Source organism: Pseudomonas sp. BB438 (genome assembly GCF_057180225.1).
In genome coordinates, this window is the sequence record NZ_CM170001.1 from 3838986 (window position 1) to 3861125 (window position 22140).

The window sequence follows — 22140 nt, forward strand, 5'->3', positions numbered from 1 at the left end:
CGGAGGCTATCGCCATGCAAGACCCGGATATCCTGGCGCTGCGCAGCGTGCGCTCGACCGCCTACAACAACGAACTGACCGCAGACCTGTTGCGGGAACTGGCGCCCTTCATCGCCAATGCCGAGCTCAACCGCCGCCTGCGCTGCGCCACCCGCCAGCTGCTGCGCGACGCCGATGCACTGGAGAATGCCTACCAGCAGATGGCTTCGCCGCAGCATTGAGCCCAACCCGCCCAGTTCCCCTGTCGGATTGAAAAGCCCCGCTTCTGCGGGGCTTTCTGGATTCACACGCTCTGCGCTCAGGCGTGCTGTGCGCCTGCCCGCTTGAGCAACTGCTTGCAGCGTTCGGACAGGTGTACCACCCGCAGCTGCTTGCCGGCCTTGCTGTAGCGCTCGCGCAGGGTCATCAGCGCGGCGATGGCCGAGTAGTCGACGAAGCTCAGGTGCGCGCAGTCCAGGGTCACCTGCTGCGGATCGCCCGCCGGGTCGAACTGATTGAGGAAGGGCGTGGTGGAGGCGAAGAACAGCGTGCCGTGGACGCGATACAGCTTGCTGCCATCGGCCTCGTCATGGATGTCCGCATACAGCTCGCGGGCGTGCTTCCAGGCAAAATCCAGCGCCGCCAGGATGATGCCGCAGAACACCGCGGTGGCCAGGTCCGTGGCGACGGTAATGGCCGTCACCGCGATGATCACCAGCACGTCGCTGAGCGGCACCTTGTTCAGCACCCGCAGCGATGCCCAGGCGAAGGTCTGCTGCGACACCACGAACATCACGCCCACCAGCGCCGCCAGCGGGATGCGCTCGATGAGCGGCGAAAGGAACAGCACGAAGAGCAGGATCATCACCCCGGCGACTACGCCGGAAAGCCGACCACGACCGCCGGAGCTGAGGTTGATCACGGTCTGCCCGATCATCGCGCAGCCACCCATGCCACCGAAGGCACCGGACACCATGTTGGCCGCGCCCAGCGCCACGCACTCGCGGTCCGGAAAGCCGCGGGACTCGGTGATCTCGTCGGTCAGGTTCAGCGTCAGCAGGGTTTCCAGGATGCCGACCATGGCCATGAGGAAGGCATAGGGCGCGATGATCCGCAGGGTTTCCAGGTTCCACGGGATCTCCGGCAAGGCGAACTGCGGCAGGCCGCCGGCGATGTGCGCCATGTCGCCCAGGGTGCGGGTCGGCAGGCCGAGCAGGTAGACCGCCAGCCCGACACCGAGGATCGCCACCAGCGCCGGCGGCACCGCGCGGGTCAGCTTCGGCAACAGGTAGACCACCGCCATGGTTGCGGCGACCAACCCCAGCATCACGTAGAGCGGGTTGCCGCTGAGCCAGTGCTCGCCGTCCTTGAAGTGCTCCAGCTGGGCCATGGCGATGACGATGGCCAGCCCGTTGACGAAGCCCAGCATCACCGGGTGCGGCACCATGCGCACCAGCTTGCCCAGGCGCAGCAGGCCGAACAGGACCATCACCACCCCACCCAGCAGCACCGTGGCCAGCAGATACTGCACACCGTGCTGCACCACCAGCGCGACGATCACCACCGCCATCGACCCGGCGGCGCCGGAAACCATGCCGGGGCGGCCGCCGAACAGCGCGGTCAGGGTGCAGAGGATGAAGGCGCCATACAGGCCCATCAGCGGGTTGAGGTGGGCGACCAGGGCGAAGGCGATGCACTCGGGCACCAGCGCAAAGGACGTGGTGAGTCCGGCCAGGACATCGGCACGCAGGCGGGCGGGTTTCATTTTTCTACTCGGAAGCGGGGAACACGAAGGGCCGGCAATGGTACGGAAAACCACCCCCAGCCACCACCCGCTAATCCCGCATGGAAGCGCGTCAGGCCTTGGCAGGCGCCGCGGCGCCGTTGAGGAACAGCTGCTCCAGCACGGTCGCCGAACTGGAACTGGCCGCACGTCCGCGCCGCTCCGCATCGACCATGCCGTAGATCATCGAGAGGAAGAGTTCGGTGAACACCGCCGCGGTGACGTCGATGCGCAGCACCCCGGATTGCTGGCCGCGGAGGAAGAAGGCATCCAGCGCGTCGCTGTAGGACTGCCAGCGGCCGTCCATGCACGGATCGAGGCTGTCGGGACTGTACTGGAACATCAGGAAGACCAGTACTTCGCGGTGCGTCAGGTGCTCCTGGATCAGCTTGCGCAGTGCCGTCAGCGGCTCGGCAGTTTCCAGCTCGCAATTGCTGACGACCTGGTTGAGCACCCGCTCGCCGTATCCCATGAGCATTTCCACCAGGTTGTCGCGCGTGCCGCAGAAGCGGTGCAGCGTCGCCTTGCTCACCCCTGCCGACTCTGCGAGCTCCTTCAGCGTCGCCCGCGGGCGGTCGACGATGGCGGCGGCAAGCGCCTTGAGGAGTCGTTCATCATGGGCAGAAAGTGTCATTGGGGGCCTCTTGTCAGGTGGCGGATCGTCTCATTGTGCAGAAAAAGGCCTTTCTTTTGAAAGGTCATGACACATTTTATACCCTCAGGAAGCAAATGAGACATTATTGACTCATTTTGAATTTGAAAGGATCATACGCACCTTTCCAGATAGTCAAACCCGGGTGGAACATGGGCAGGTTGCGTGCAGTAGGGATAATCAGTGCGCTGGTGACAGCGCTGGCACTGGCGGGTTGCGGACAATCCGGCGAGCCGCAGGCGGCCGCCGAAATGGCGCGCCCGGTGGACGTGGTGGCGGTCGCGACCGAACCCCTCACCCTGACCTCGGAATTGCCGGGGCGCATCGAACCGATGCGCGTCGCCGAAGTCCGTGCGCGAGTGGCGGGCATCGTGGTGCAGAAGCGCTTCGAGGAAGGCGCCGACGTGAAGGCCGGCGACCTGCTGTTCCAGATCGATCCAGCGCCGCTCAAGGCCGCCGTGTCGCGTGCCGAAGGCGAACTGGCTCGTGCCCAGGCGGCGCAACAGGAAGCCCAGGCACGGGTGAAGCGCTACGAGCCGCTGGTGAAGATCGAAGCGGTCAGCCAGCAGGACTTCGACACCGCCACCGCCGACCTGCGCAGCGCCCAGGCGTCGGTGCGCTCGGCCCAGGCGGACCTGGAAACCGCACGATTGAACCTGGGCTATGCCTCGGTCAAGGCGCCGATTTCCGGCCGTATCGGTCGCGCGCTGGTCACCGAAGGCGCGCTGGTCGGCCAGGGCGACGCCACGCTGATGGCGCGCATTCAGCAGCTCGACCCGATCTATGCCGACTTCACCCAGCCCGTGGCCGATGCCCTGCGCCTGCGTGAAGCCCTCAAGAGCGGCAACCTCCCAGCCGGCCAGAGCCAGTCCCTGAGCCTGCGCGTCGAAGGCACCCAGTACGAGCGCCAGGGCGAGCTGCTGTTCACCGATATCTCGGTGGATCGCGGTACCGGCCAGGTCTCGCTGCGCGGCAAGTTCGACAACGCCGACGGCCTGCTGCTGCCGGGCATGTACGTGCGCGTCACTGCCCCCCAAGGCACCGACGCCAAGGCCATCCTCGTGCCGCAACGCGCCGTGCAACGGGCCACCGACGGCACCGCCCACGTGCTGGTGATCGGCGCCGACAGCCGTGTCGAAACCCGCCAGGTGCAGACCGGCGCCATGCAGGGTTCGCGCTGGCAGATCAGCCAGGGCCTGGCCAGCGGTGACCAGGTCATCGTCGGCGGCCTCACCGGCCTGCAGCCGGGCGCCAAGGTCGAAGCCCGTCATGCCCAGGAGCAGCAGCAGGCATCGCGCCAGTAAGGCTTGGATCGCCGCGAGGAATTTCTTATGTCACTGTTCTTCATCAAGCGCCCCAACTTCGCGTGGGTGGTGGCGCTGTTCATTTCCCTGGCTGGCCTGCTGGCCATCCCGCTGCTGCCGGTGGCCCAGTACCCCAGCGTGGCGCCGCCGCAGATCACCGTCACCGCCACCTACCCCGGCGCCTCGGCGCAGGTGCTGGTGGACTCGGTCACCAGCGTGATCGAGGAGGAGCTCAATGGCGCCAAGGGCCTGCTCTACTTCGAATCCACCAGCAACTCCAACGGCATGGCCGAAGTGGTGGTCACCTTCCAGCCCGGCACCAACCCGGAGCTGGCCCAGGTCGACGTGCAGAACCGCCTGAAAAAGGCCGAGGCGCGCATGCCCCAGGCCGTGCTGACGCAGGGCCTGGAGGTCGAGCAGACCAGCGCCGGCTTCCTGCTGATCTACGCGCTCAACTACAAGGAAGGCTCCGCGCGCACCGACACCACGGCCCTGGGCGACTACGCCGCGCGCAACATCAACAACGAGCTGCGCCGCGTACAGGGCGTCGGCAAGCTGCAGTTCTTCTCCTCCGAAGCCGCCATGCGCGTGTGGATCGACCCGCAGAAGCTGGTCGGCTACGGCCTGTCCATCGATGACGTGGGCAACGCCATTCGCGGGCAGAACGTGCAGGTGCCGGCCGGCAGCTTCGGCGCCTCCCCCGGCAGCACCGAGCAGGAGCTGACCGCCACCCTCGCCGTGAAAGGCACCCTGGACGACCCGGCGGAGTTCGGCCGTATCGTCCTGCGCGCCAACCCGGACGGTTCCACCGTCAAGCTGGCCGACGTCGCGCACCTGGAAGTGGGCAGCGAAAGCTACAACTTCACCGCCCGCCTGGACGGCAAGCCCACCGTGGCCGGCGCCATCCAGCTCTCCCCCGGCGCCAACGCCCTGCAGACCGCAGCGCTGGTGAAAGAGCGCCTGGCGGAGCTGTCGGTGAACTTCCCCGACGACGTCGAGTACTCGGTGCCGTACGACACCTCGCGCTTCGTCGACGTGGCCATCGAGAAAGTGATCCACACCCTGATCGAAGCCATGGTGCTGGTGTTCCTGGTGATGTTCCTGTTCCTGCAGAACGTGCGCTACACCCTGATCCCGGCCATCGTGGTGCCGGTGTGCCTGCTGGGCACGCTGACGATGATGTACCTGCTGGGCTTCTCGGTGAACATGATGACCATGTTCGGCATGGTGCTCGCCATCGGCATCCTGGTGGACGATGCCATCGTGGTGGTGGAGAACGTCGAACGGATCATGGCCGAGGAAGGCCTCTCCCCCGCCGCGGCCACGGTCAAGGCGATGGGCCAGGTCTCCGGCGCCATCATCGGCATCACCCTGGTGCTGTCGGCGGTGTTCATGCCGCTGGCGTTCATGGCCGGCTCCGTGGGTGTGATCTACCAGCAGTTCTCCCTGTCGCTGGCGGTGTCGATCCTATTCTCCGGCTTCCTCGCCCTGACCTTCACCCCGGCGCTGTGTGCAACCCTGCTCAAGCCGATCCCGGAAGGTCACCACGAGAAGCGCGGTTTCTTCGGCGCCTTCAACCGCGGCTTCAACCGCCTGACCGAGCGCTACACCCTGCTCAACACGGCGCTGGTGAAACGCGCCGGGCGCTACATGCTGATCTACGCCGGCATCGTCGCCCTGCTCGGCTACAGCTACCTGCGCCTGCCGGAATCCTTCGTGCCGGTGGAAGACCAGGGCTACATGATCGTCGACATCCAGCTTCCACCGGGCGCCACCCGTGCGCGCGCCGACGTCACTGGCCAGGAGCTGGAGCAGTTCCTGAAGTCCCGCGAGGCGGTGGCCTCCTCCTTCCTGGTGATGGGCTTCAGCTTCTCCGGCATGGGCGAGAACGCCGCGCTGGCCTTCCCAACCCTGAAGGACTGGTCCGTGCGCGACAAATCGCAGTCCGCCGAGGCGGAAACCGCCGCGATCAACGAACGCTTCGCCGGCGTCAGCGACGGCGCGATCATGGCCGTCACCCCGCCGCCGATCGATGGCCTGGGTAACTCCGGTGGCTTCTCGCTGCGCCTGCAGGACCGCGCCGGACTCGGCCGCAAGGCACTGCTAGCGGCCCGCGACCAGTTGCTCGGCCAGGCCAACGGCAACCCGAAGATCCTCTACGCCATGATGGAAGGCCTCGCCGAGGCACCCCAGCTGCGCCTGGAGATCGACCGCGAGAAGGCGCGCACCCTGGGCGTCGGTTTCGAGTCCATCAGCAGCGCGCTGTCCACCGCGTTCGGCTCCTCGGTGATCAACGACTTCGCCAACGCCGGTCGCCAGCAACGCGTGGTGGTGCAGGCCGAACAGGGCGACCGGATGACGCCGGAAGCCGTGCTCAAGCTCTATGTGCCCAACAGCGCCGGCGAACTGGTACCACTGTCCGCCTTCGTCAGCACCCGCTGGGAAGAAGGCCCGGTGCAGCTGGCTCGCTACAACGGCTACCCGTCGATCCGCATCTCCGGCGACGCCGCCCCCGGCATCAGCACCGGCGAAGCCATGGCCGAGATGCAGCGCCTGGTAGGCGAGCTACCGGCCGGCATCGGCTACGAGTGGACCGGGCTCTCCTACCAGGAAAAGGTCGCCAGCGGCCAGGCCACCCAGTTGTTCGCCCTGGCGATCCTGGTGGTGTTCCTGCTGCTCGTGGCGCTCTACGAGAGCTGGGCGATCCCGCTGTCGGTGATGCTCATCGTGCCCATCGGCGCGCTGGGCGCGGTGCTGGCGGTGACGGTCACCGGGCTGCCCAACGACGTCTACTTCAAGGTCGGCCTGATCACCATCATCGGCCTGGCGGCGAAGAACGCGATCCTCATCGTCGAGTTCGCCAAGGAGCTCTGGGAGCAGGGACACAGCCTGCGTGACGCTGCAATCCAGGCCGCGCGCCTGCGCTTCCGGCCGATCATCATGACCTCCATGGCCTTCATCCTCGGCGTGGTGCCGCTGGTGGTCGCCAGCGGAGCCGGCGCCGCCAGCCAGCGCGCCATCGGCACCGGAGTGATCGGCGGGATGCTCAGCGCCACGCTGCTCGGGGTGATCTTCGTGCCCATCTGCTTTGTCTGGCTGCTGTCGCTGCTGCGTCGCCAGCCCAAACCTGCGCATCAACCCTCGGAGGCCGCGCAATGACCACCCTGCGCACACCCGCCTTTACCGTCAGCAGCCTGCTGCTGGCGATGGTCCTGGCCGGATGCTCCATGGCCCCCACCTACGAGCGCCCCGAGGCGCCAGTGGCGCAGAGCTGGAGCGGCCCCGCCGCCCAGCCCGATACCGCGGCCAGCAACCTGGACTGGCAGACCTTCATTGTCGACAGCGAACTGCGCGACCTGGTGAACGTCGCGCTGGACAACAACCGCTCGCTGCGCCAGACCCTGCTGGACATCGAACAGGCTCGCGCGCAGTACCGCATCCAGCGCGCCGACCGCGTGCCCGGCCTGAGCGGCAGCGCCAACGGCAATCGCCAGCGGCTGCCGGCGGACCTGTCCAGCAGCGGCCGTTCGGCGGTGAGCAGCAGTTACCAGGTCGGCCTGGCGCTGCCCGAGTACGAGCTGGACCTGTTCGGCCGGGTGAAGAGCCTGACCGACGCTGCGCTGGAGCAGTACCTCTCCACCGAGGAAGCCGGCCGCAGCGCACGCATCGCGCTGATCGCCGAGGTCAGCCAGGCCTATCTCACCTACGACGGCGCCCAGCGCCGCCTGCTGCTCACCGAGCAGACCCTGGCGAGCCGCGAGGATTCGCTGGGGCTGATCAGCCAGCGGCGTAGCGCCGGCGCGGCTACCGCGCTGGACTACCAGGAAGCCCTGGGGCTGGTCGAACAGTCCCGCGCGGAACTGGAAAGCAATGCCCGGCAGAAGCAGCAGGCACTCAACGCCCTGGTGCTGCTGCTCGGCACCGCCGACGCGGCCAAGCGCATCCCGCAGGTGCCGCAGGACAAGCCCATGCTGATCCAGGACATCGCGCCAGGCACCCCGTCCGAGCTGATCGAGCGGCGCCCGGACATCCTCGCCGCCGAGCACCTGCTCAAGGCGCGCAACGCCGACATCGGCGCGGCCCGCGCCGCGTTCTTCCCGCGCATCAGCCTGACCGGCAGCTTCGGCACGTCCAGCGCGGAAATGTCCGGCCTGTTCGACGGCGGCTCACGCTCGTGGAGCTTCGTGCCGACGCTGTCGCTGCCGATCTTCGATGCCGGCCGCAACAGCGCCAACCTGGACCTGGCCAAGGTGCGCAAGGACTCGGCGGTGGCCGCCTATGAAGGCACCATCCAGACGGCGTTCCGGGAAGTGGCCGACGCGCTCGCAGCGACCGACACCCTGCGCCGTGAGGAAGCTGCTCGCCGGGCCCTGGCCAACACCACCAACGAAACCCTGAAGCTGGCCAAGGCACGCTACGAGGGCGGCGTGGACAGCCACCTGCGCTACCTCGACGCGCAGCGCAGCAACTTCGTCAACGAGTCGGCCTATATCGAGACCAGCACCCAGCGGCAGATCGCCCTGGTGGACCTGTTCCGCGCCCTCGGCGGCGGCTGGAGCAGCGACGTCACGGCGCGTCGCTGATCCGAAACTCTGCAACGGCGGATAACGCCAGAGGCGTTATCCGCTCTACGCCCTGCCGATTGACCCCGTACCCGCGATCGCGCGCATGGCGCGCGCCTGCAGGAGTGCCGCGGCGTGACGGACAGCTTCGCTGCAGCGGCTGATCAGCCGCCAAACACCGGCCGGAAGAAGCTGCGCTCGTAGCTGATGATGCAGCGGGTTTCTTCGGCATAGCGGAACGCAGCCTGGCACTCGGGATCGTCCATGGACTGCTGCCGGTAGCGTTCGTAGTCGGCCAGGCTGGGAAAGGTGAACATCGCCAGGGCAATATTGCTGGCGCCTTCCGAAGGCAGGAAGTAGCCATGGTGCTGACCGCCGAAGCGCTCCACCAGCGGGATCCACAACCGACCGTAGTGTTCGAATTCCTTGAGCTTGTAGGGGTCCAGCACGTAGCGCAGGTAACAGGTGACCATCTCGCCATCTCTCTTCCGGTGAAAGGGGCCAACACTGTACCGGGCAAAGCCGGTCATCGGTACAGGGATTCGACCTGGTGCGGACGCTCGTGCAGGCGCGCGCCATCTGCGCAGTTCTGAGCATGGCCCGCTTCTACAGGCAGCGCTGGAGCAACGGCGCGGACACAGCGTTCTGCCGTATATCAGCCGCATCGGCCGCCAGCCCGGTAGACTGGCCGCATCACGCTCATCCCCACGGGGCATGAAGCCCCTTTTCACAAGCGCCGGCGCAAGACCGGCGCGGAGCACAAAGGCATGTACTTCGATATCGTCCTCGACCTCTTCGCAGCGCTCTGCTTTGGCGCATTGATCGGCATGGAGCGGCAGTGGCGCCAGCGCTTCACCGGCGTCGCCACCCACGGCCTGGTCGCGCTCGGTGCGGCCACCTTCGCCACCCTGCCGTTCCTCATGGGCGCAGAGGACCAGGTGGTGCGGATGTCCGCCCAGGTGGTCACCGGCATCGGCTTCCTCGGTGCCGGCGTGATCATGCGCGACGGCCTCAGCGTGCGCGGCCTGAGCACCGCCGCCACGGTCTGGTGTACCGGCGCGGTGGGCGTCCTGGCGGGCAGCGGCTTCCTCGCCGCGGCGCTGGTCGCCACCCTGCTGATCGTGCTGTGCAACCTCACCCTGCCTTCGGTGACCCGCTGGATCCAGCGCCATGCGCCCATCGAGCCAAGCGTCGAGCGCTACTACACCGTCGAGGCCGTCACCGACGCCCACCAGGAAGCCCTGGTGCGCTCCACCCTGTTGCGCCGACTCAGCGCCAACGGCCTCGCCCTGCAGAGTCTGGAAAGCCACGCGCGCAAGACCGGCGGCGAGGTGGAAGTGGCCGCCCTGGTGCTGGCCCCCAGCGACAAGGACAGCCTGCTGGAGTCCCTGGTCGGCGAACTGGCCCTGGCGCCTTACGTATCGGCGGCCAGCTGGTCCGTCAGCGACGGGCCGCAGTAGGCATTGCGGCGTGAAAAAGGGAGCCTGGAGGCTCCCTTTTTCATCGGCCTGGGGTCAGGCGAAGACGAAGTACTTGCGCACCGTCTCGACCACTTCCCAGGTGCCCTTCATGCCCGGCTCGATGACGAACACATCGCCGGCGCGCAGGTGGACCGGCGGCTCACCTTCCGGGGTGATGACGCAGTAGCCGTCGAGGAAATGGCAGTACTCCCACTTCTCGTAGTTCACCTCGAACGTGCCGGGAGTGCAGATTCAGGTGCCCATGATCTTGCTGCCGTCCGCCGACAGGTAGGCATTGAGGTTGACGGTGTGCGGATCGCCGCCGATGCGCTTCCACTTGGTGGAGTCCAGCACGGGCGTCGGGCAGGTGTCGCGCAGCACGGTGATGAAATCGGACATGACAGCTCCAGGTCGTTGCAGTAAAGGTCCGCCACCATAGCCACGAGTCGCTGCAGCAAGTTGCCTGGATTCGACATCGCTATGTCTGCCAGCGCTGCAGGCCACCTCTCACCCGTCTCCTGACAGATTTGTCATCCCCCGCTCACGCCGCCGTTATCCGCGCTCCCACACGATGCCCGAGGCCCTCGCCACGCCTGGGCGAAAACAACAACAGCAGGCGGTAACCGACCATCCTGCCCTTAGGAGCACATCATGTACCGACACAAGTTCCCGCTGGCGGCATCGCTGCTGGCGCTGGGGGTCGCTTCGCCGACCGTCCAGGCCGAGGCGAAACCCGAAGAGACGGCCGAAGGCTTCCTCGAAGGCGCCAGCCTGGAAATCCTCAACCGCAACCTCTACTTCAACCGCGACGCCCGCCACGGCCAGTCCGTGCCGCCGCGCGGCAACGGCTACTCGGAAATCTGGGCTCACGGAATCATCGGCAAGTTCGAATCCGGCTTCACCCAGGGCACGGTCGGCGCAGGTGTTGACGCCTTTGCCATGGTCGGACTCCAGCTCGACACCGGCGACGGTCGCAACGGCGCCGGCAGCTCGGTGGACGTGCTGCCCACCGACAACGACGGCCGCGCCGAGAGCGACTACACCAAGGCCGGCGGCGCGGCCAAGGTGCGCCTGTGGGACACCGTGCTGAAAGCCGGCGACGTCTTCCCGGAAACCCCCGTGGTGCATTACGGCGACTCGCGCCTGCTGCCCGAATCCTTCCGTGGCTTCACCCTGCAGAACACCAGTCTCGAAGGCCTGACACTGCAAGGCGGACGCTTGCACGCCATGAGCCAGCCGCAGTCGCGGCAGATGGACGACGGCTTCGCCACCTTCTACGCAGGCCCGGTGGACTCGTCCTGGCTGGCCTATGGCGGCGGTGACTACGCCATCAACGACAACGCCAGCGTCAGCCTCTACAGCAGCCGCCTGAAGGACGCGTGGAACCAGTACTACGTCGGCACCGCATTGAACGTCCCGATCACCGAAGCCGTGGAACTGTTCGGTGGCTTCAACTACTACAAGTCGCAGGACGAGGGACGCGAGTTGCTCGGCGAGTTCAACACCAACATCTGGAGCGCCAGCGCCGGCGTGCACGTCGGCGCCCACCGCATCGCTGTCAGCCACCAGCGCAACAACGGCAACAACGACTTCGACTACCTGCGCCAGGCCGACTCGATCTACCTGGACAACTCCATCCAGTACAGCGACTTCAACTCACCGAAGGAGCGCTCCTGGATGGTCCGCTACGACCTCGACCTGGCGACCTATGGCGTTCCGGGACTGACTTTCATGACCCGGTACGCCCGCGGTACCGACGCCGACTACTCCAACGCCAACGCCGTCTACATGCGCACGGATGGCAACGGCGATCCACTCACGGACCAGAAGCGCTGGGAGCGCGATATCGAGGCCAGGTACGTGTTCCAGGAGGGCCAGCTCAAGGACCTGTCCCTGCGCGTGCGCCAGGCAACGACCCGCGCCACCGCCTTCGAATCGGACCTGGATGAGGTTCGGCTGATCGTCGAATACCCGCTGGCGATTCTCTGATGGTCAGCGCCTGGTGAGCGGATGACGGAATTGTCAGCTTCGCCTCAGCCTCCCGTTAGACGCTCCTGCGTATAACGGAAGGCATCACCGCCCCCCAAGGCAAACGGTGATGATTTCCCCGCAAGACTGCTCCGCTTCCTGGCGCTCCACGTGCCCCTTTGGAGGAAGAGGAACCCTCGGCGCCCGTACGGGCGCCTTTTTTTGTTTCAGGACTGGCCAGGCGGCAGGGCGCAAACGTGTCCGCGACGCCCAACAGGGCTTGCCGTGACATGAAGCGGCGCCTATATTGCGAACTGTTCGCAATTGCCAATCATAATCATGAATAGCGCACCACCGCCCTCTCCGTCACTCCTTGCCCATGACACCGTCGACCAGCTTTATCGAGAGCACAACGGCTGGCTCAAGGGCTGGTTGCGCAAGCGCCTGGGTTGTCCGCAGAACGCCGCCGACCTGGCGCATGACACCTTCGTGCGCATACTGGCGTCCCGCGACCTGCTGGGCCTGCAGGAGCCGCGCGCCTTCATCAGCACCATCGCCCGGCGTTTGCTTATCGATCGCGCCCGCCGCCAGGCCATCGAGCAGGCCTACCTGGACGAACTGGCCCGCATGGCGGACGACGGCGGCGGTTATCCTTCCGCCGAGCAGGTTGCCGACGCCATCGATGCTCTGGAACAGATTGCCCAGGCGCTGCTCGGGCTCACGACCAAGGCGCGCATGGCGTTCCTGCTACGTCATATTGACGGCCTGCCTCACGAGCGGATCGCGGAGCGGCTCGGCGTCTCAACCCGCATGGTGCAGAAATACCTGGTCCAGGGGCTGCTGCATTGCCACCGTCAGTTGGGTGGGGTTTGACCGCCATGCGTGACGAAGCGCTGCTGAACGAAGCGGCCGAATGGCTGGTTCGCCTGGACGACGAGCCGCAGCGACAGGCGGAATTCGACGCCTGGTGCGCCAGTGACCCGCGTCATGCAGCAGCGGCGCGCAGCCTGACCGGCATGCTGCAGCGCTTCAAGGGACTCAGCGCAGTACCTGCCCATGCGGCGCTGGAGGCTGCGCAGGGTCTCGATGAGCAGCGGCGCAATCGTCGCGCGGGGCGTGTAGCGCTGGCCGTGGCGCTGGCAGCGCTGCTGCCGCTGGGAATGTTCCTGCGCGCCAATCCGCCGGCCTATCTGCTCGCCGATCTTCGTACCGGTAACAACCAATGGCAGGAAACCCGTCTCGGCGACGGCAGCCGGGTCATCCTCGACGGACGCTCGGCGGCAGACCTCGACTTCAACGCCCGGCGCCGCACCCTCCGCCTGATCCAGGGCGACATCCTGGTGGACGTGGCCCACGACAGCACTCGCCCCTTCATCGTCGAGACCACCCACGGCAGCATCCGCGCCCTGGGCACGCGCTTCATCGTCGAGCGCCGTGACGACGCTACCTGGCTGACCATGCTCGAATCCCGCGTCGAGGTGCGCAGTATCTCCGGCGCCACGGTGGAAGTAGCAGCCGGCCAGCGCCTGCGCCTGGACGACCAGGGACTCGGCAAGCCGGAGCGGGTGGACAGCAGCACCTTCGAGCAATCCTGGCGCAACCATCAGTGGGTGGTGTGGGACCGCCCCCTGCACGACGTGCTCAAGGAGCTGGACCGCAATTTCAACGGGCACCTGGCATACGACGCCAGCACGCTGGCAGACCTCAGGGTTTCCGCGGTGTTGCCGATGGACGATCCGCAACGCGCGCTGCGTTTGCTGGCGCGCAGCTTCCCGCTGCAGGTCACGTCCTATGGCCCGTGGCTTCTGCAGGTGAGCCGGGCAAATCGTCGCGAGTAATTATTTTTCATCGTCGGTTCCAGTTTGGCTGAGTGGCCCGTCCTGAATGACATACGCCAACCTGACAGGAACCCACATGAACCGTTCTTCGCGTCGTCTCTCTCCGCTGGCACTGGCCCTGCAGCTGGGCCTGGCCACCTCCCTGGGCCTGCCCGCGCTCTCGCCGACAGCCCAGGCCGATGGCCACCGCTTCGACATTCCCGCCGGCCCCCTGGGCAACGCCCTGAATCGCTACGCCAGCCAGGCGGGCGTGGCGCTGTCCTTCGACGCCGGCCAGGTTCGCGGCCTTCAGGCGCCAGCGCTGCAGGGCAGTTACGCGCTGGAGGACGGCTTCGCTCGCCTGCTGCGCGGCAGCGGCCTGCAAGCCCAGGCAGTCGCCGATGGATACGTGCTGGCTCCGGCCGATGAGGCGCTGGAGATGTCGCCCACCACGATCAATGGCGCCAACCCGGAGTCGGCCTGGGGCCCGGTCAAGGGCTATGTGGCGAGCCGCACCGGCACCGCCACCAAGACCGACACGCCGATCCTCGAAGTCCCGCAGACCATCAACGTGATCACCGCCGACCAGATCCAGGCCCAGGGCGCGCAGAACCTGACCCAGGCGCTGCGCTACACCCCCGGCCTGGGCGTCAACGGCTACACCGACCGCAATTCCATCGCCGACGAAATCACCAGCCGTGGCTTTGCTCCGACGCCGCTGTACCTGGACGGCGCGTATTTGCCCTACGCCGGCAGCCTGGGCGGTGCGCCGCAGATCGATCCCTACACGCTGGAGCGCGTCGAGGTGCTCAAGGGGCCATCTTCGGTGCTGTACGGCCAGAACCAGCCGGGCGGGCTGGTCAACATGGTCTCCAAGCGCCCCACCACCGAGCAGCGCAGCCAGGTCAGGTTCGGCCTGGGCAGCTACCACCGGGTCAACGGCGCGATCGATACCAGCGGCCCGCTGGATGAGCAGAAGACCCTGTCCTACCGTGTCGTGGGCGTCGCCAAGAAAGGCAACGAACAGGTCGACCACACCCACAGCGAGCGCACGCTGCTGGCGCCCAGCCTGACCTGGGCGCCAACCGAAGACACCGCCCTGACCCTGCTCGCCCAGGTCCAGCGTGACGATGGGGCCGAGGACTACCAGTCGCTGCCGCGCATCGGCAGCCTGGTGCGCGGGCCGACCGGCCAGCGCATCGACCGCGATTTCTTCTCCGGTGACTCGCGCTACAACGACTACAAGCGCGACCAGTACATCCTCGGCTACGACGTCAGCCACCGCTTCAACGAAGACCTGCAGTACCGTTCCACCGCGCGCTACACCGACGTGGACGACCGTTACCGGGGCTTCTACCTGCGCAGTTTCGTCACCGACGCCAACGGCGTCACCGACTACACCCGCGCCAACCGGACCAAGGTGGACTGGCGCCAGCACAACAGCGCCTACACCCTCGACAACAACCTGGAATACCGCTTCCAGACCGGCGCCTTGCAGCACACCACGCTGGCGGGCGTCGACTACCGGCACTTCAATCGCAAGTACGACGGCTACAACGCCTACAACGCCGAGCCGGTGAATCTCTATGGGAAGAACAACGGCGACACCAGCGGCGTGCGCCCGGAGCTGACCACCCAGTGGGATAACACCCTTCGCCAGACCGGCCTCTACCTGCAGGACCAGATCAAGCTGGACCAATGGATCCTCACCATCGGCGGTCGCCAGGACTGGGCCGAAGTCGAGAACAAGGACCTGCTCGCGCGCACCATCACCGAGCAGCGCGACAACAAGTTCACCGGCCGCATCGGCCTGACCTACGTCACCGACTTCGGCCTGGCGCCCTACATCAGCTACTCCGAGTCCTTCCTGCCGACGGTGGGCACTGCCGCGCCGGAACGCGGCGGCGATGCCTTCAAGCCCACCGAGGGTGAGCAGTACGAAGTGGGTGTGAAGTACCAGCCATTCGACAAGACCCTGCTGACCGCGGCGGTGTTCCAGATCAAGCAGAAGAACGTGCTCACCGGCGACGTCGACTATCCGCAGTACGAGAGCCAGTCCGGCGAGGTACGTTCGCGCGGCGTCGAACTGGAGCTCAAGTCAAGCATCGAGCAGTTCGACGTACTGGCCGCGGCGACCTACATCGACTCGTTCTATACCAAGGAGACCTACGGCAACCAGGACAACCGCAGCGAGGCCCAGGCGCCGGTCTCGGCCACGGCGTGGGTGGACTACCACTTCAGCCAGGCGACCGTTGATGGGCTGACCTGGGGAGTCGGCGCGCGTTACACCGGCCGCAAGCCGGGTGATACGGCAAACAGCTTCCACACCCCCGCCTACGTCGTCTACGACACCACCGTCAGCTACGACTTCAGCCGGCTTGCGCCGAGCATGGACGGGCTGCAGGCGCGCCTGAACGTGCAGAACCTCTTCGACCGCGACTATGTCTCCGACTGCAACTACGCCTTCGGCTGCTACTACGGCCAGGAGCGCGTGGCTTCGCTGGAAATGACCTACGACTGGTAAAAGAGCAACACGCACAACCAGAGTCGAGGCGGGTGATGTCCATCCCCCGCCCCGGGCTTCTCGCGTTACTTACCGACGACCGTTCGCATCCTCCTCTGCACCCTCCTCCCGCCGGTGGATCCACCGATACAACGCCGGCAGCACCAGCAGCGTCAGGGTGGTCGAGGACAGGATGCCGCCAATCACCACGGTCGCCAGCGGCCGCTGGACCTCGGCGCCCGTACCGGTCGCCAGGGCCATCGGCACGAAGCCCAGCGAAGCCACCAGCGCGGTCATCAGCACCGGGCGCAAGCGGGTCAGCGCGCCCTCACGGATCGCTTGGTCCAGACCTCGCCCTTCCTCGCGCAGACTGCGGATGAAGGAGATCATCACCAGACCGTTGAGTACGGCCACACCTGACAGTGCGATGAAGCCGACGCCGGCGGAAATCGACAGCGGGATGTCCCGCAGCCACAACGCCACCACGCCGCCGGTAAGAGCAAAGGGAATCCCGGTGAACACCACCAGGCCGTCACGGACGTTGTTGAACATCATCAGCAGCAAGGTGAACACCAGCAGCAGCGCCACCGGCACCACGACCTGCAGGCGTTGCGCCGCCGACTGCAACTGTTCGAACTGGCCGCCCCAGGTCGTCCAATAGCCGGCCTGCAGCTTCACCTGCTGTTCGATATTGCGACTGGCCTCGGAGACGAAGGAGCCGATATCGCGTCCCCGTACGTTGGCGCTGACCACCACCAGGCGCTTGCCGTTCTCGCGGCTGACCTGGTTGGGGCCCTGCACCAGCTCCAGCCGGGCCACCTCGCCCAGGGTGATGAAGCCGATGCGCGAGTCCGTGGCGTTGGCCGGGGCCGGCACCGGGATGAGCATGCGCGACAGGGCGTCGATGTCGCTGCGCAGGTTTTCCGGCAGGCGCACGATCAGGTCGAAGCGGCGGTCGCCGTCGAACAGCGTACCCGCCTCGCGGCCGCCGATGGCCACGGCGACGTTGTCCTGGATGTCGCCGACATTCAGCCCGTAGCGCGCCGCGCGCTGGCGGTCGATGTTGACGGTGAGCACCGGCAGGCCGCTGGTCTGCTCGACCTTCACCTCGGACGATCCCTGCACCTGACGCAGCACGCCGGCGATCTGTTCGGCGGTCTGGTTCAGGACGTCCATGTCATCACCGAAGACCTTCACCGCCACGTCGCTGCGCACCCCGGAAATCAGCTCGTTGAAACGCAGCTGGATCGGCTGGGACAGCTCGTAGGCACTGCCCGGCACGCCATTGGCGGCCTCCTGGATTTCCGCCTCCAGCTGCGCGCGGCTCTTCTTCGGGTCGGGCCACTGGTCCTTGGGCTTGAGCATCACGTAGGCGTCGGAGATGTTCGGCGGCATCGGGTCGGAGGCGATTTCCGCAGTGCCGGTACGGCTGAACATGCGCTGCACCTCGGGGACCTTGTCGAGCACCTGGCGCTCGAGCTTTTCCTGCATGACCACCGACTGCGACAGGCTGGTGCCCGGCGTGCGCAGCGATTGCAGGGCGAAGTCGCCCTCGCCCAGGCTGGGCACGAACTCGCTGCCCATGCCCCTGGCCAGCAGACCCGAGAGCACCACCAGCACGGCGGCGCCGGCGAACACCAGCGCGCGGCGCGCCATGACCCAGTCCAGCACGGGCTCGTAGGCGCGGCGCGCACCGCGCATGAGCAGGTTTTCCTCTTCCTTGACCTTGCCGGTGATGAACAGCGCGATGGCCGCCGGGACGAAGGTCACCGAGAGGATCATCGCGCCCAGCAACGCCAGCACCACGGTGAAGGCCATGGGGTGGAACATTTTCCCCTCGACGCCGGTGAGGGCGAAGATCGGCAGGTACACCACCATGATGATCAGCTGGCCGTAGATCAGCGCGCGGCGCGCCTCCTTCGACGCGGCGAAGACTTCGTGCAGGCGCTCGCTGCGGGTCAGCATGCGGCCATGGTGCTGTTGCGCGTGGGCCAGGCGGCGGATGGCGTTCTCGACGATGACCACGGCGCCGTCGACGATGATGCCGAAGTCCAGCGCGCCGAGGCTCATCAGGTTGGCGCTGATGCGGTTGCTGAACATGCCGGTGAAGGTGAACAGCATCGCCAACGGGATCACCATGGCGGTGATCAGCGCCGCGCGGATGTTGCCCAGGAACAGGAAGAGCACCGCGATCACCAGGATCGCGCCCTCGGTGAGGTTGCGCTTGACCGTGGCGATGGCCTTGTCCACCAGCTGCGTGCGGTCGTAGACGGTCACCGCCTTCACCCCGGCCGGCAGCGTGCGGTTGATCTCTTCCAGCTTGGCGGCGGCGGCCTTGGCGACCGTGCGGCTGTTCTCGCCGATCAGCATGAACACCGTGCCGAGCACCACTTCGCGGCCATCCTCGGTGGCGGCGCCGGTGCGCAGCTCGCGGCCGAGATCGACCTCGGCGACGTTGCGCAGGCGGATCGGCGTGCCATCGACGTTGGCCACGACGATATTGGCGATGTCGTCGAGGTTGCCCACCTGACCCGGCGCGCGCACCAGCCACTGCTCGCCATTGCGCTCGATGTAGCCAGCGCCAACGTTGGCGTTGTTGCGCTCCAGCGCAGCGATCACGTCCGCCAGGGTCAACCCGTAGGCCGCCAGCCGGCGGGTATCGGGGGCGACCTGGAATTGCTTGGCGAAGCCGCCGATGGTGTTCACCTCGGCGACACCGGGCACGTTGCGCAACTGCGGCTTGATGACCCAGTCCTGGATCACCCGCAGGTCGGTCGGCGTGTACGCGCTGCCGTCCTCCTTGCGCGCGCCCGGCTGGGTCTCGATGGTCCACAGGAAGATTTCTCCCAGTCCCGTGGAAATCGGCCCCATGGCCGACTCGACGCCCTCCGGCAACTGCTCGCGCGCTTGTTGCAGACGTTCATTGACCAACTGGCGGGCGAAGAACAGGTCCGTACCGTCCCTGAAGATCACCGTCACCTGGGACAGGCCCGAGCGCGAGATCGAGCGCGTCTGCTGCAATCCCGGCAGGCCCGCCATGGCGGTCTCCACCGGGTAGGTGACGCGCTGCTCGGTCTCCAGCGGGGTAAAGCCCGGCGCCGAGGTGTTGACCTGCACCTGCACATTGGTGATGTCGGGGACCGCGTCGATGGGCAGTTTCTGGTAGCTGGCGATGCCAAGGCCCGCCACACCCAGCACGGCGAGCAGCACGAGATAGCGTTGCTCGATGGCGAAACGAATGATGCGTTCGAACATGCTCTCGCCCCGTCAGTGCGCGTGGGACGCCGAGCTCTTGCCCAGCTCCGATTTGAGAATGAAGCTGCCTTCGGCCGCCACCTGGTCGCCGGCAGCCAGGCCGGCCAGTACTTCAACCTGGCCGGCACTGCGCACGCCCAGATCGACCGGGCGCGGATCGAAGCCTTCGGCGCTGCGTACGAAGACGCTGGTCTTGCCCTCGACCTCCTGGATCGCCTGCTCGGGCACCACAACGTCGGCCCGACGCGCAATGCTGCTCACCCGCACATTGACGAACAGGCCGGGGCGCCACGCGCCATCGGGATTGGCCAGGGTGACCCGGGCGACCGCGCTGCGGGTCTGCTCGCCGAGCAGATTGCCGACGTAGCTCACGCGCCCCTCGACCTGCATACCCAGGTCCGCCGCCTCCACCCGCGCCGACTTGCCCACCTGCACCCGCGCGAGGTCCTGCGGGGCCACGCTGAAGCTGGCCCAGACCCGCGACAGGTCGGACAGCGTGAAGGCGGCCGTGGTCTCGCTGACCACCTCGCCGGGCACCAGGTGCTTCTCCACCACCACACCGTCGAAGGGCGCGCGCAGTTCATAGCGATTGCCACCGACGCTGGCCGACACACCGCTCAGCGCGTTGGTCTTCTGTTGTGCGTTGACCAGAGCGATGCGCGCTTCTTCCAGGTCCTGGCGCGCCTGCAGGTAATCCTGCTCGGCGGAGATCTTCTCCTGCCACAGCTCCCGCTCGCGCTCGAAGGTCTTGCTCGCCAGGCTCACCCGGCGCTGCGCGGCGGCCAGTTCGCTGCGCAGCTCGGAGACCTGCTGACTGGCGATCACCGCCAGCAGCTCGCCTTTCTTTACGCTCTGCCCAAGCTCCACCGCCACCGACTCCACCACGCCTGGCGTGCGCGGCACGACGTGGGCGGTGCGGTCCTGGTCGAAGCCGATTTCGCCCGGCAAGCTGAACGCTTCGTCCAGCGCCATCGGGCCGGCCGTCGCCATCCGGATACCGGCAGCCTTGATCTGTTCTGGGCCCACGTGCAGGCCCTCCGCTTCGGCTTCGGTCTCCTGCGCGGCATGGTGCTCGCCGTCGGCATGACCTGCCGCTTCGGCATGACGGACTGCCGCGGTGCTGTTGTGGTGCTCGCCGTCAGCGTGGGTCGCATCGTCGAGGTGGCCACCACCAGCCTGTTCGCCGCCCATCCAGGCGTAAGCGCTGACGCCCAGCGCGGTGGCCAGCAGCATGGCGGCGGCGAGAGGGGTTTTCTTGATCATGGAAGCTCCGGGAAGAATCCGGCGGCGCCACGCCGTAAAGCGGGCACTGCAAGGTAATGAAGGGTGCTGAAAAGGTCGTGGACGCACCAATGCACGGGGTGGCTCTCGGTCGGCGCGGCGGCGGATGGCGTCAGGGTCGCGAGCAATAAACCAAGCCAGGCGCGACACACCTTAGAGCGCCGCGTCGACATCGCCGTAAACCCGCTCGATGCGCCCCCAGGCGTCGCTGACCTGGGCCAGCGCACGCAGATACTGGTCACGCGCGGTGATCAGTGTGCGCTGGGCGTCGAGCACGTCGAGAAAGCCGAACTTGCCCATCTCGAAGCCACGCGTAGCGCTTTCCACGGCGGTCTGGGCGTTCGGCAGGATGGTCTGGCGGAAGGCATCCACCTCGCTCTGGGCAGTGCCCCACTGCTGCAGCGCCTGCTGGGTTTCCTGGCGCAGGCGCAACTCGGTGGCATTGCGCAGGTCGCGGGCCTGGTCGGCGCGGCGCGACTCGGCGAGGATGTTGCCCTGGTTGCGGTCGAACAGCGGCAATGGCAGGCTCAGACCGATGACCGCGATACGGTCACGGTTGCCGGCGTCGATGGCTTCCTGGGTGCCGAGACTGACATCGAGATCGGGAATGCGCTGGGTCTTCGCCAGACGTACCGCAGCCTCACCTTCGTCGATGCGGGTTTGTGCCAGGCGCATCTCCGCGCTGTCGCCCAACCGGCGCATCAGCTCATCGGGATTGGGCACTGCAGGCAGGGAGCGGCCGCTGTCGTCGCGTACCCCCGTGAAGTCAGGCGAAGCCCGCCCCATCAACGTCGCCAGCGCCTGATTGGCATCGGCTCGCTCCCTGCGGGCGCGATCCTGCTCCAGGCGCACCTCGGCCAGTTGCACCTGCGCACGCTTGGCCTCCAGCGGCGGTGCCTTGCCGGCCCGCACGCGACCTTCCGCTGCCGCTACACCGCGTTGCGCCAGTTCGACAGACTGCAGCGCCAGGCGCTCCCGCTCCTGCGCACGCAAGGCCGCGTAGAACGCGCTGATGACCTCACCGCGCAACTGGTTGTGACGGGCCTGCGCGCTCAGTATCGCGGCCTCCTGACCTCGCTCGGCCAGCGCCACGCGCGCACGGCGCTGGCCTCCCAGTCCCAGCGGCTGACTGATGGCGATGGTGGTGGTGCGATTGCGCGACTCGGTGCCCTCCTGCCCCCACGACAGAGTCGGGTTGCGCAGAAGGCCTGCCTGTTCACGCAACCCCTGGGCGATGCCGATGTCCCGGGCGCTTGCAGCGAGCTCGGGGTTGCTGCCGGCGGCGGCCTGCAGGGCATCGTCGATACCGATCTCTCGGGCCAGCGCCCAGGCCGGGAGCTGCCAAAGCAGCAGCGCGAGCAATGTTGCCGGCGCAGCGAATCCAGAACGTTTTGAAAACACGGCGAACCTCGCACGGTGGAGTCAACTTCGACGGTTTCCCGTCATTTCCACCGGCGAATCTAGAAGTGCCTCTCTAGCGACAAGGTGACTGGATAATTACAAACATGTAATTGGCCAGTGGCCGACTTCCCGTTGTATGTATTTAAAAAGGCCCAGCGCCTGTTCAAGGTCATTT

15 protein-coding genes and 1 pseudogene are annotated in these 22140 nt (G+C 66.6%); 9 read left to right on the forward strand and 7 right to left on the reverse strand.

What is annotated here, in order from left to right:
- The first annotated feature begins 14 nt into the window (after positions 1-14).
- Positions 15-221, forward strand: coding sequence for a hypothetical protein (locus AC1ZV1_RS17575; RefSeq protein WP_484292840.1), 207 nt, complete (start codon positions 15-17; stop codon positions 219-221).
- Positions 222-298: 77 nt separating this feature from the next.
- Here AC1ZV1_RS17575 and AC1ZV1_RS17580 read toward each other — a convergent pair whose 3' ends face one another.
- Positions 299-1744 carry a SulP family inorganic anion transporter gene (locus AC1ZV1_RS17580; protein ID WP_484292841.1) on the reverse strand — a complete coding sequence of 482 codons (1446 nt, stop codon included), beginning with the start codon at positions 1742-1744 and terminating at the stop codon, positions 299-301.
- Positions 1745-1835: 91 nt separating this feature from the next.
- Entirely contained in the window at positions 1836-2396 is a 561-nt protein-coding gene (locus tag AC1ZV1_RS17585) for a TetR/AcrR family transcriptional regulator (protein WP_484292842.1), read from the reverse strand.
- Between the two features lie 170 nt (positions 2397-2566).
- Between AC1ZV1_RS17585 and AC1ZV1_RS17590 the strand changes: the two genes are divergently transcribed.
- Genes AC1ZV1_RS17590 through AC1ZV1_RS17600 form a run of 3 tightly spaced genes read left to right on the forward strand, consistent with a single transcriptional unit; the run spans position 2567 to position 8301 of the window.
- The gene (locus tag AC1ZV1_RS17590; protein ID WP_484292843.1) at positions 2567-3718 is read left to right on the forward strand and encodes a MexC family multidrug efflux RND transporter periplasmic adaptor subunit; all 1152 of its coding nucleotides are present in this window, start codon (positions 2567-2569) and stop codon (positions 3716-3718) included.
- A 27-nt stretch (positions 3719-3745) separates the two neighbouring features.
- Positions 3746-6877, forward strand: a complete 3132-nt coding sequence (locus AC1ZV1_RS17595; RefSeq protein ID WP_484292844.1) for a multidrug efflux RND transporter permease subunit — start codon at positions 3746-3748, stop codon at positions 6875-6877.
- A gap of 5 nt (positions 6878-6882) precedes the next feature.
- Entirely contained in the window at positions 6883-8301 is a 1419-nt protein-coding gene (locus AC1ZV1_RS17600) for an efflux transporter outer membrane subunit (RefSeq protein WP_484297583.1), read from the forward strand.
- Positions 8302-8444: 143 nt separating this feature from the next.
- On the opposite strand, the gene AC1ZV1_RS17605 is transcribed toward AC1ZV1_RS17600, so the two are convergent.
- Complete coding sequence (locus AC1ZV1_RS17605; protein WP_484292845.1) at positions 8445-8753, reverse strand: NIPSNAP family protein; 309 nt, start codon at positions 8751-8753, stop codon at positions 8445-8447.
- 294 nt (positions 8754-9047) lie between these two features.
- Between AC1ZV1_RS17605 and AC1ZV1_RS17610 the strand changes: the two genes are divergently transcribed.
- Positions 9048-9740, forward strand: coding sequence for an MgtC/SapB family protein (locus AC1ZV1_RS17610; RefSeq protein ID WP_484292846.1), 693 nt, complete (start codon positions 9048-9050; stop codon positions 9738-9740).
- Between the two features lie 54 nt (positions 9741-9794).
- Here AC1ZV1_RS17610 and AC1ZV1_RS17615 read toward each other — a convergent pair.
- A pseudogene (locus AC1ZV1_RS17615) lies at positions 9795-10139 on the reverse strand (cupin domain-containing protein).
- A gap of 252 nt (positions 10140-10391) precedes the next feature.
- Here AC1ZV1_RS17615 and AC1ZV1_RS17620 point away from each other — a divergent pair.
- The 4 genes from AC1ZV1_RS17620 to AC1ZV1_RS17635 all read left to right on the forward strand — a co-directional run bounded on the left by AC1ZV1_RS17620 (position 10392) and on the right by AC1ZV1_RS17635 (position 16049).
- Positions 10392-11729, forward strand: coding sequence for an OprD family porin (locus AC1ZV1_RS17620; protein ID WP_484292847.1), 1338 nt, complete (start codon positions 10392-10394; stop codon positions 11727-11729).
- A 318-nt stretch (positions 11730-12047) separates the two neighbouring features.
- Complete coding sequence (locus AC1ZV1_RS17625; protein ID WP_484292848.1) at positions 12048-12581, forward strand: sigma-70 family RNA polymerase sigma factor; 534 nt, start codon at positions 12048-12050, stop codon at positions 12579-12581.
- A gap of 5 nt (positions 12582-12586) precedes the next feature.
- The gene (locus tag AC1ZV1_RS17630; RefSeq protein ID WP_484292849.1) at positions 12587-13546 is read left to right on the forward strand and encodes a FecR family protein; all 960 of its coding nucleotides are present in this window, start codon (positions 12587-12589) and stop codon (positions 13544-13546) included.
- A 76-nt stretch (positions 13547-13622) separates the two neighbouring features.
- On the forward strand, positions 13623-16049 hold the full coding sequence (locus AC1ZV1_RS17635; RefSeq protein ID WP_484292850.1) for a TonB-dependent siderophore receptor: 2427 nt from the start codon (positions 13623-13625) through the stop codon (positions 16047-16049).
- A gap of 69 nt (positions 16050-16118) precedes the next feature.
- Here the strand turns inward: AC1ZV1_RS17635 and AC1ZV1_RS17640 are convergent, their stop codons facing one another.
- From AC1ZV1_RS17640 to AC1ZV1_RS17650, 3 genes are all read right to left on the reverse strand, one after another.
- On the reverse strand, positions 16119-19283 hold the full coding sequence (locus AC1ZV1_RS17640) for a CusA/CzcA family heavy metal efflux RND transporter (RefSeq protein ID WP_484292851.1): 3165 nt from the start codon (positions 19281-19283) through the stop codon (positions 16119-16121).
- 12 nt (positions 19284-19295) lie between these two features.
- Positions 19296-20546: an efflux RND transporter periplasmic adaptor subunit gene (locus tag AC1ZV1_RS17645; protein ID WP_484292852.1), complete on the reverse strand. Its 1251-nt coding sequence runs from the start codon at positions 20544-20546 to the stop codon at positions 19296-19298.
- Positions 20547-20717: 171 nt separating this feature from the next.
- Positions 20718-21965 (reverse strand): TolC family protein, encoded by a 1248-nt coding sequence (locus AC1ZV1_RS17650; RefSeq protein ID WP_484292853.1) that lies wholly within the window; start codon positions 21963-21965, stop codon positions 20718-20720.
- Positions 21966-22140 lie beyond the last annotated feature (175 nt).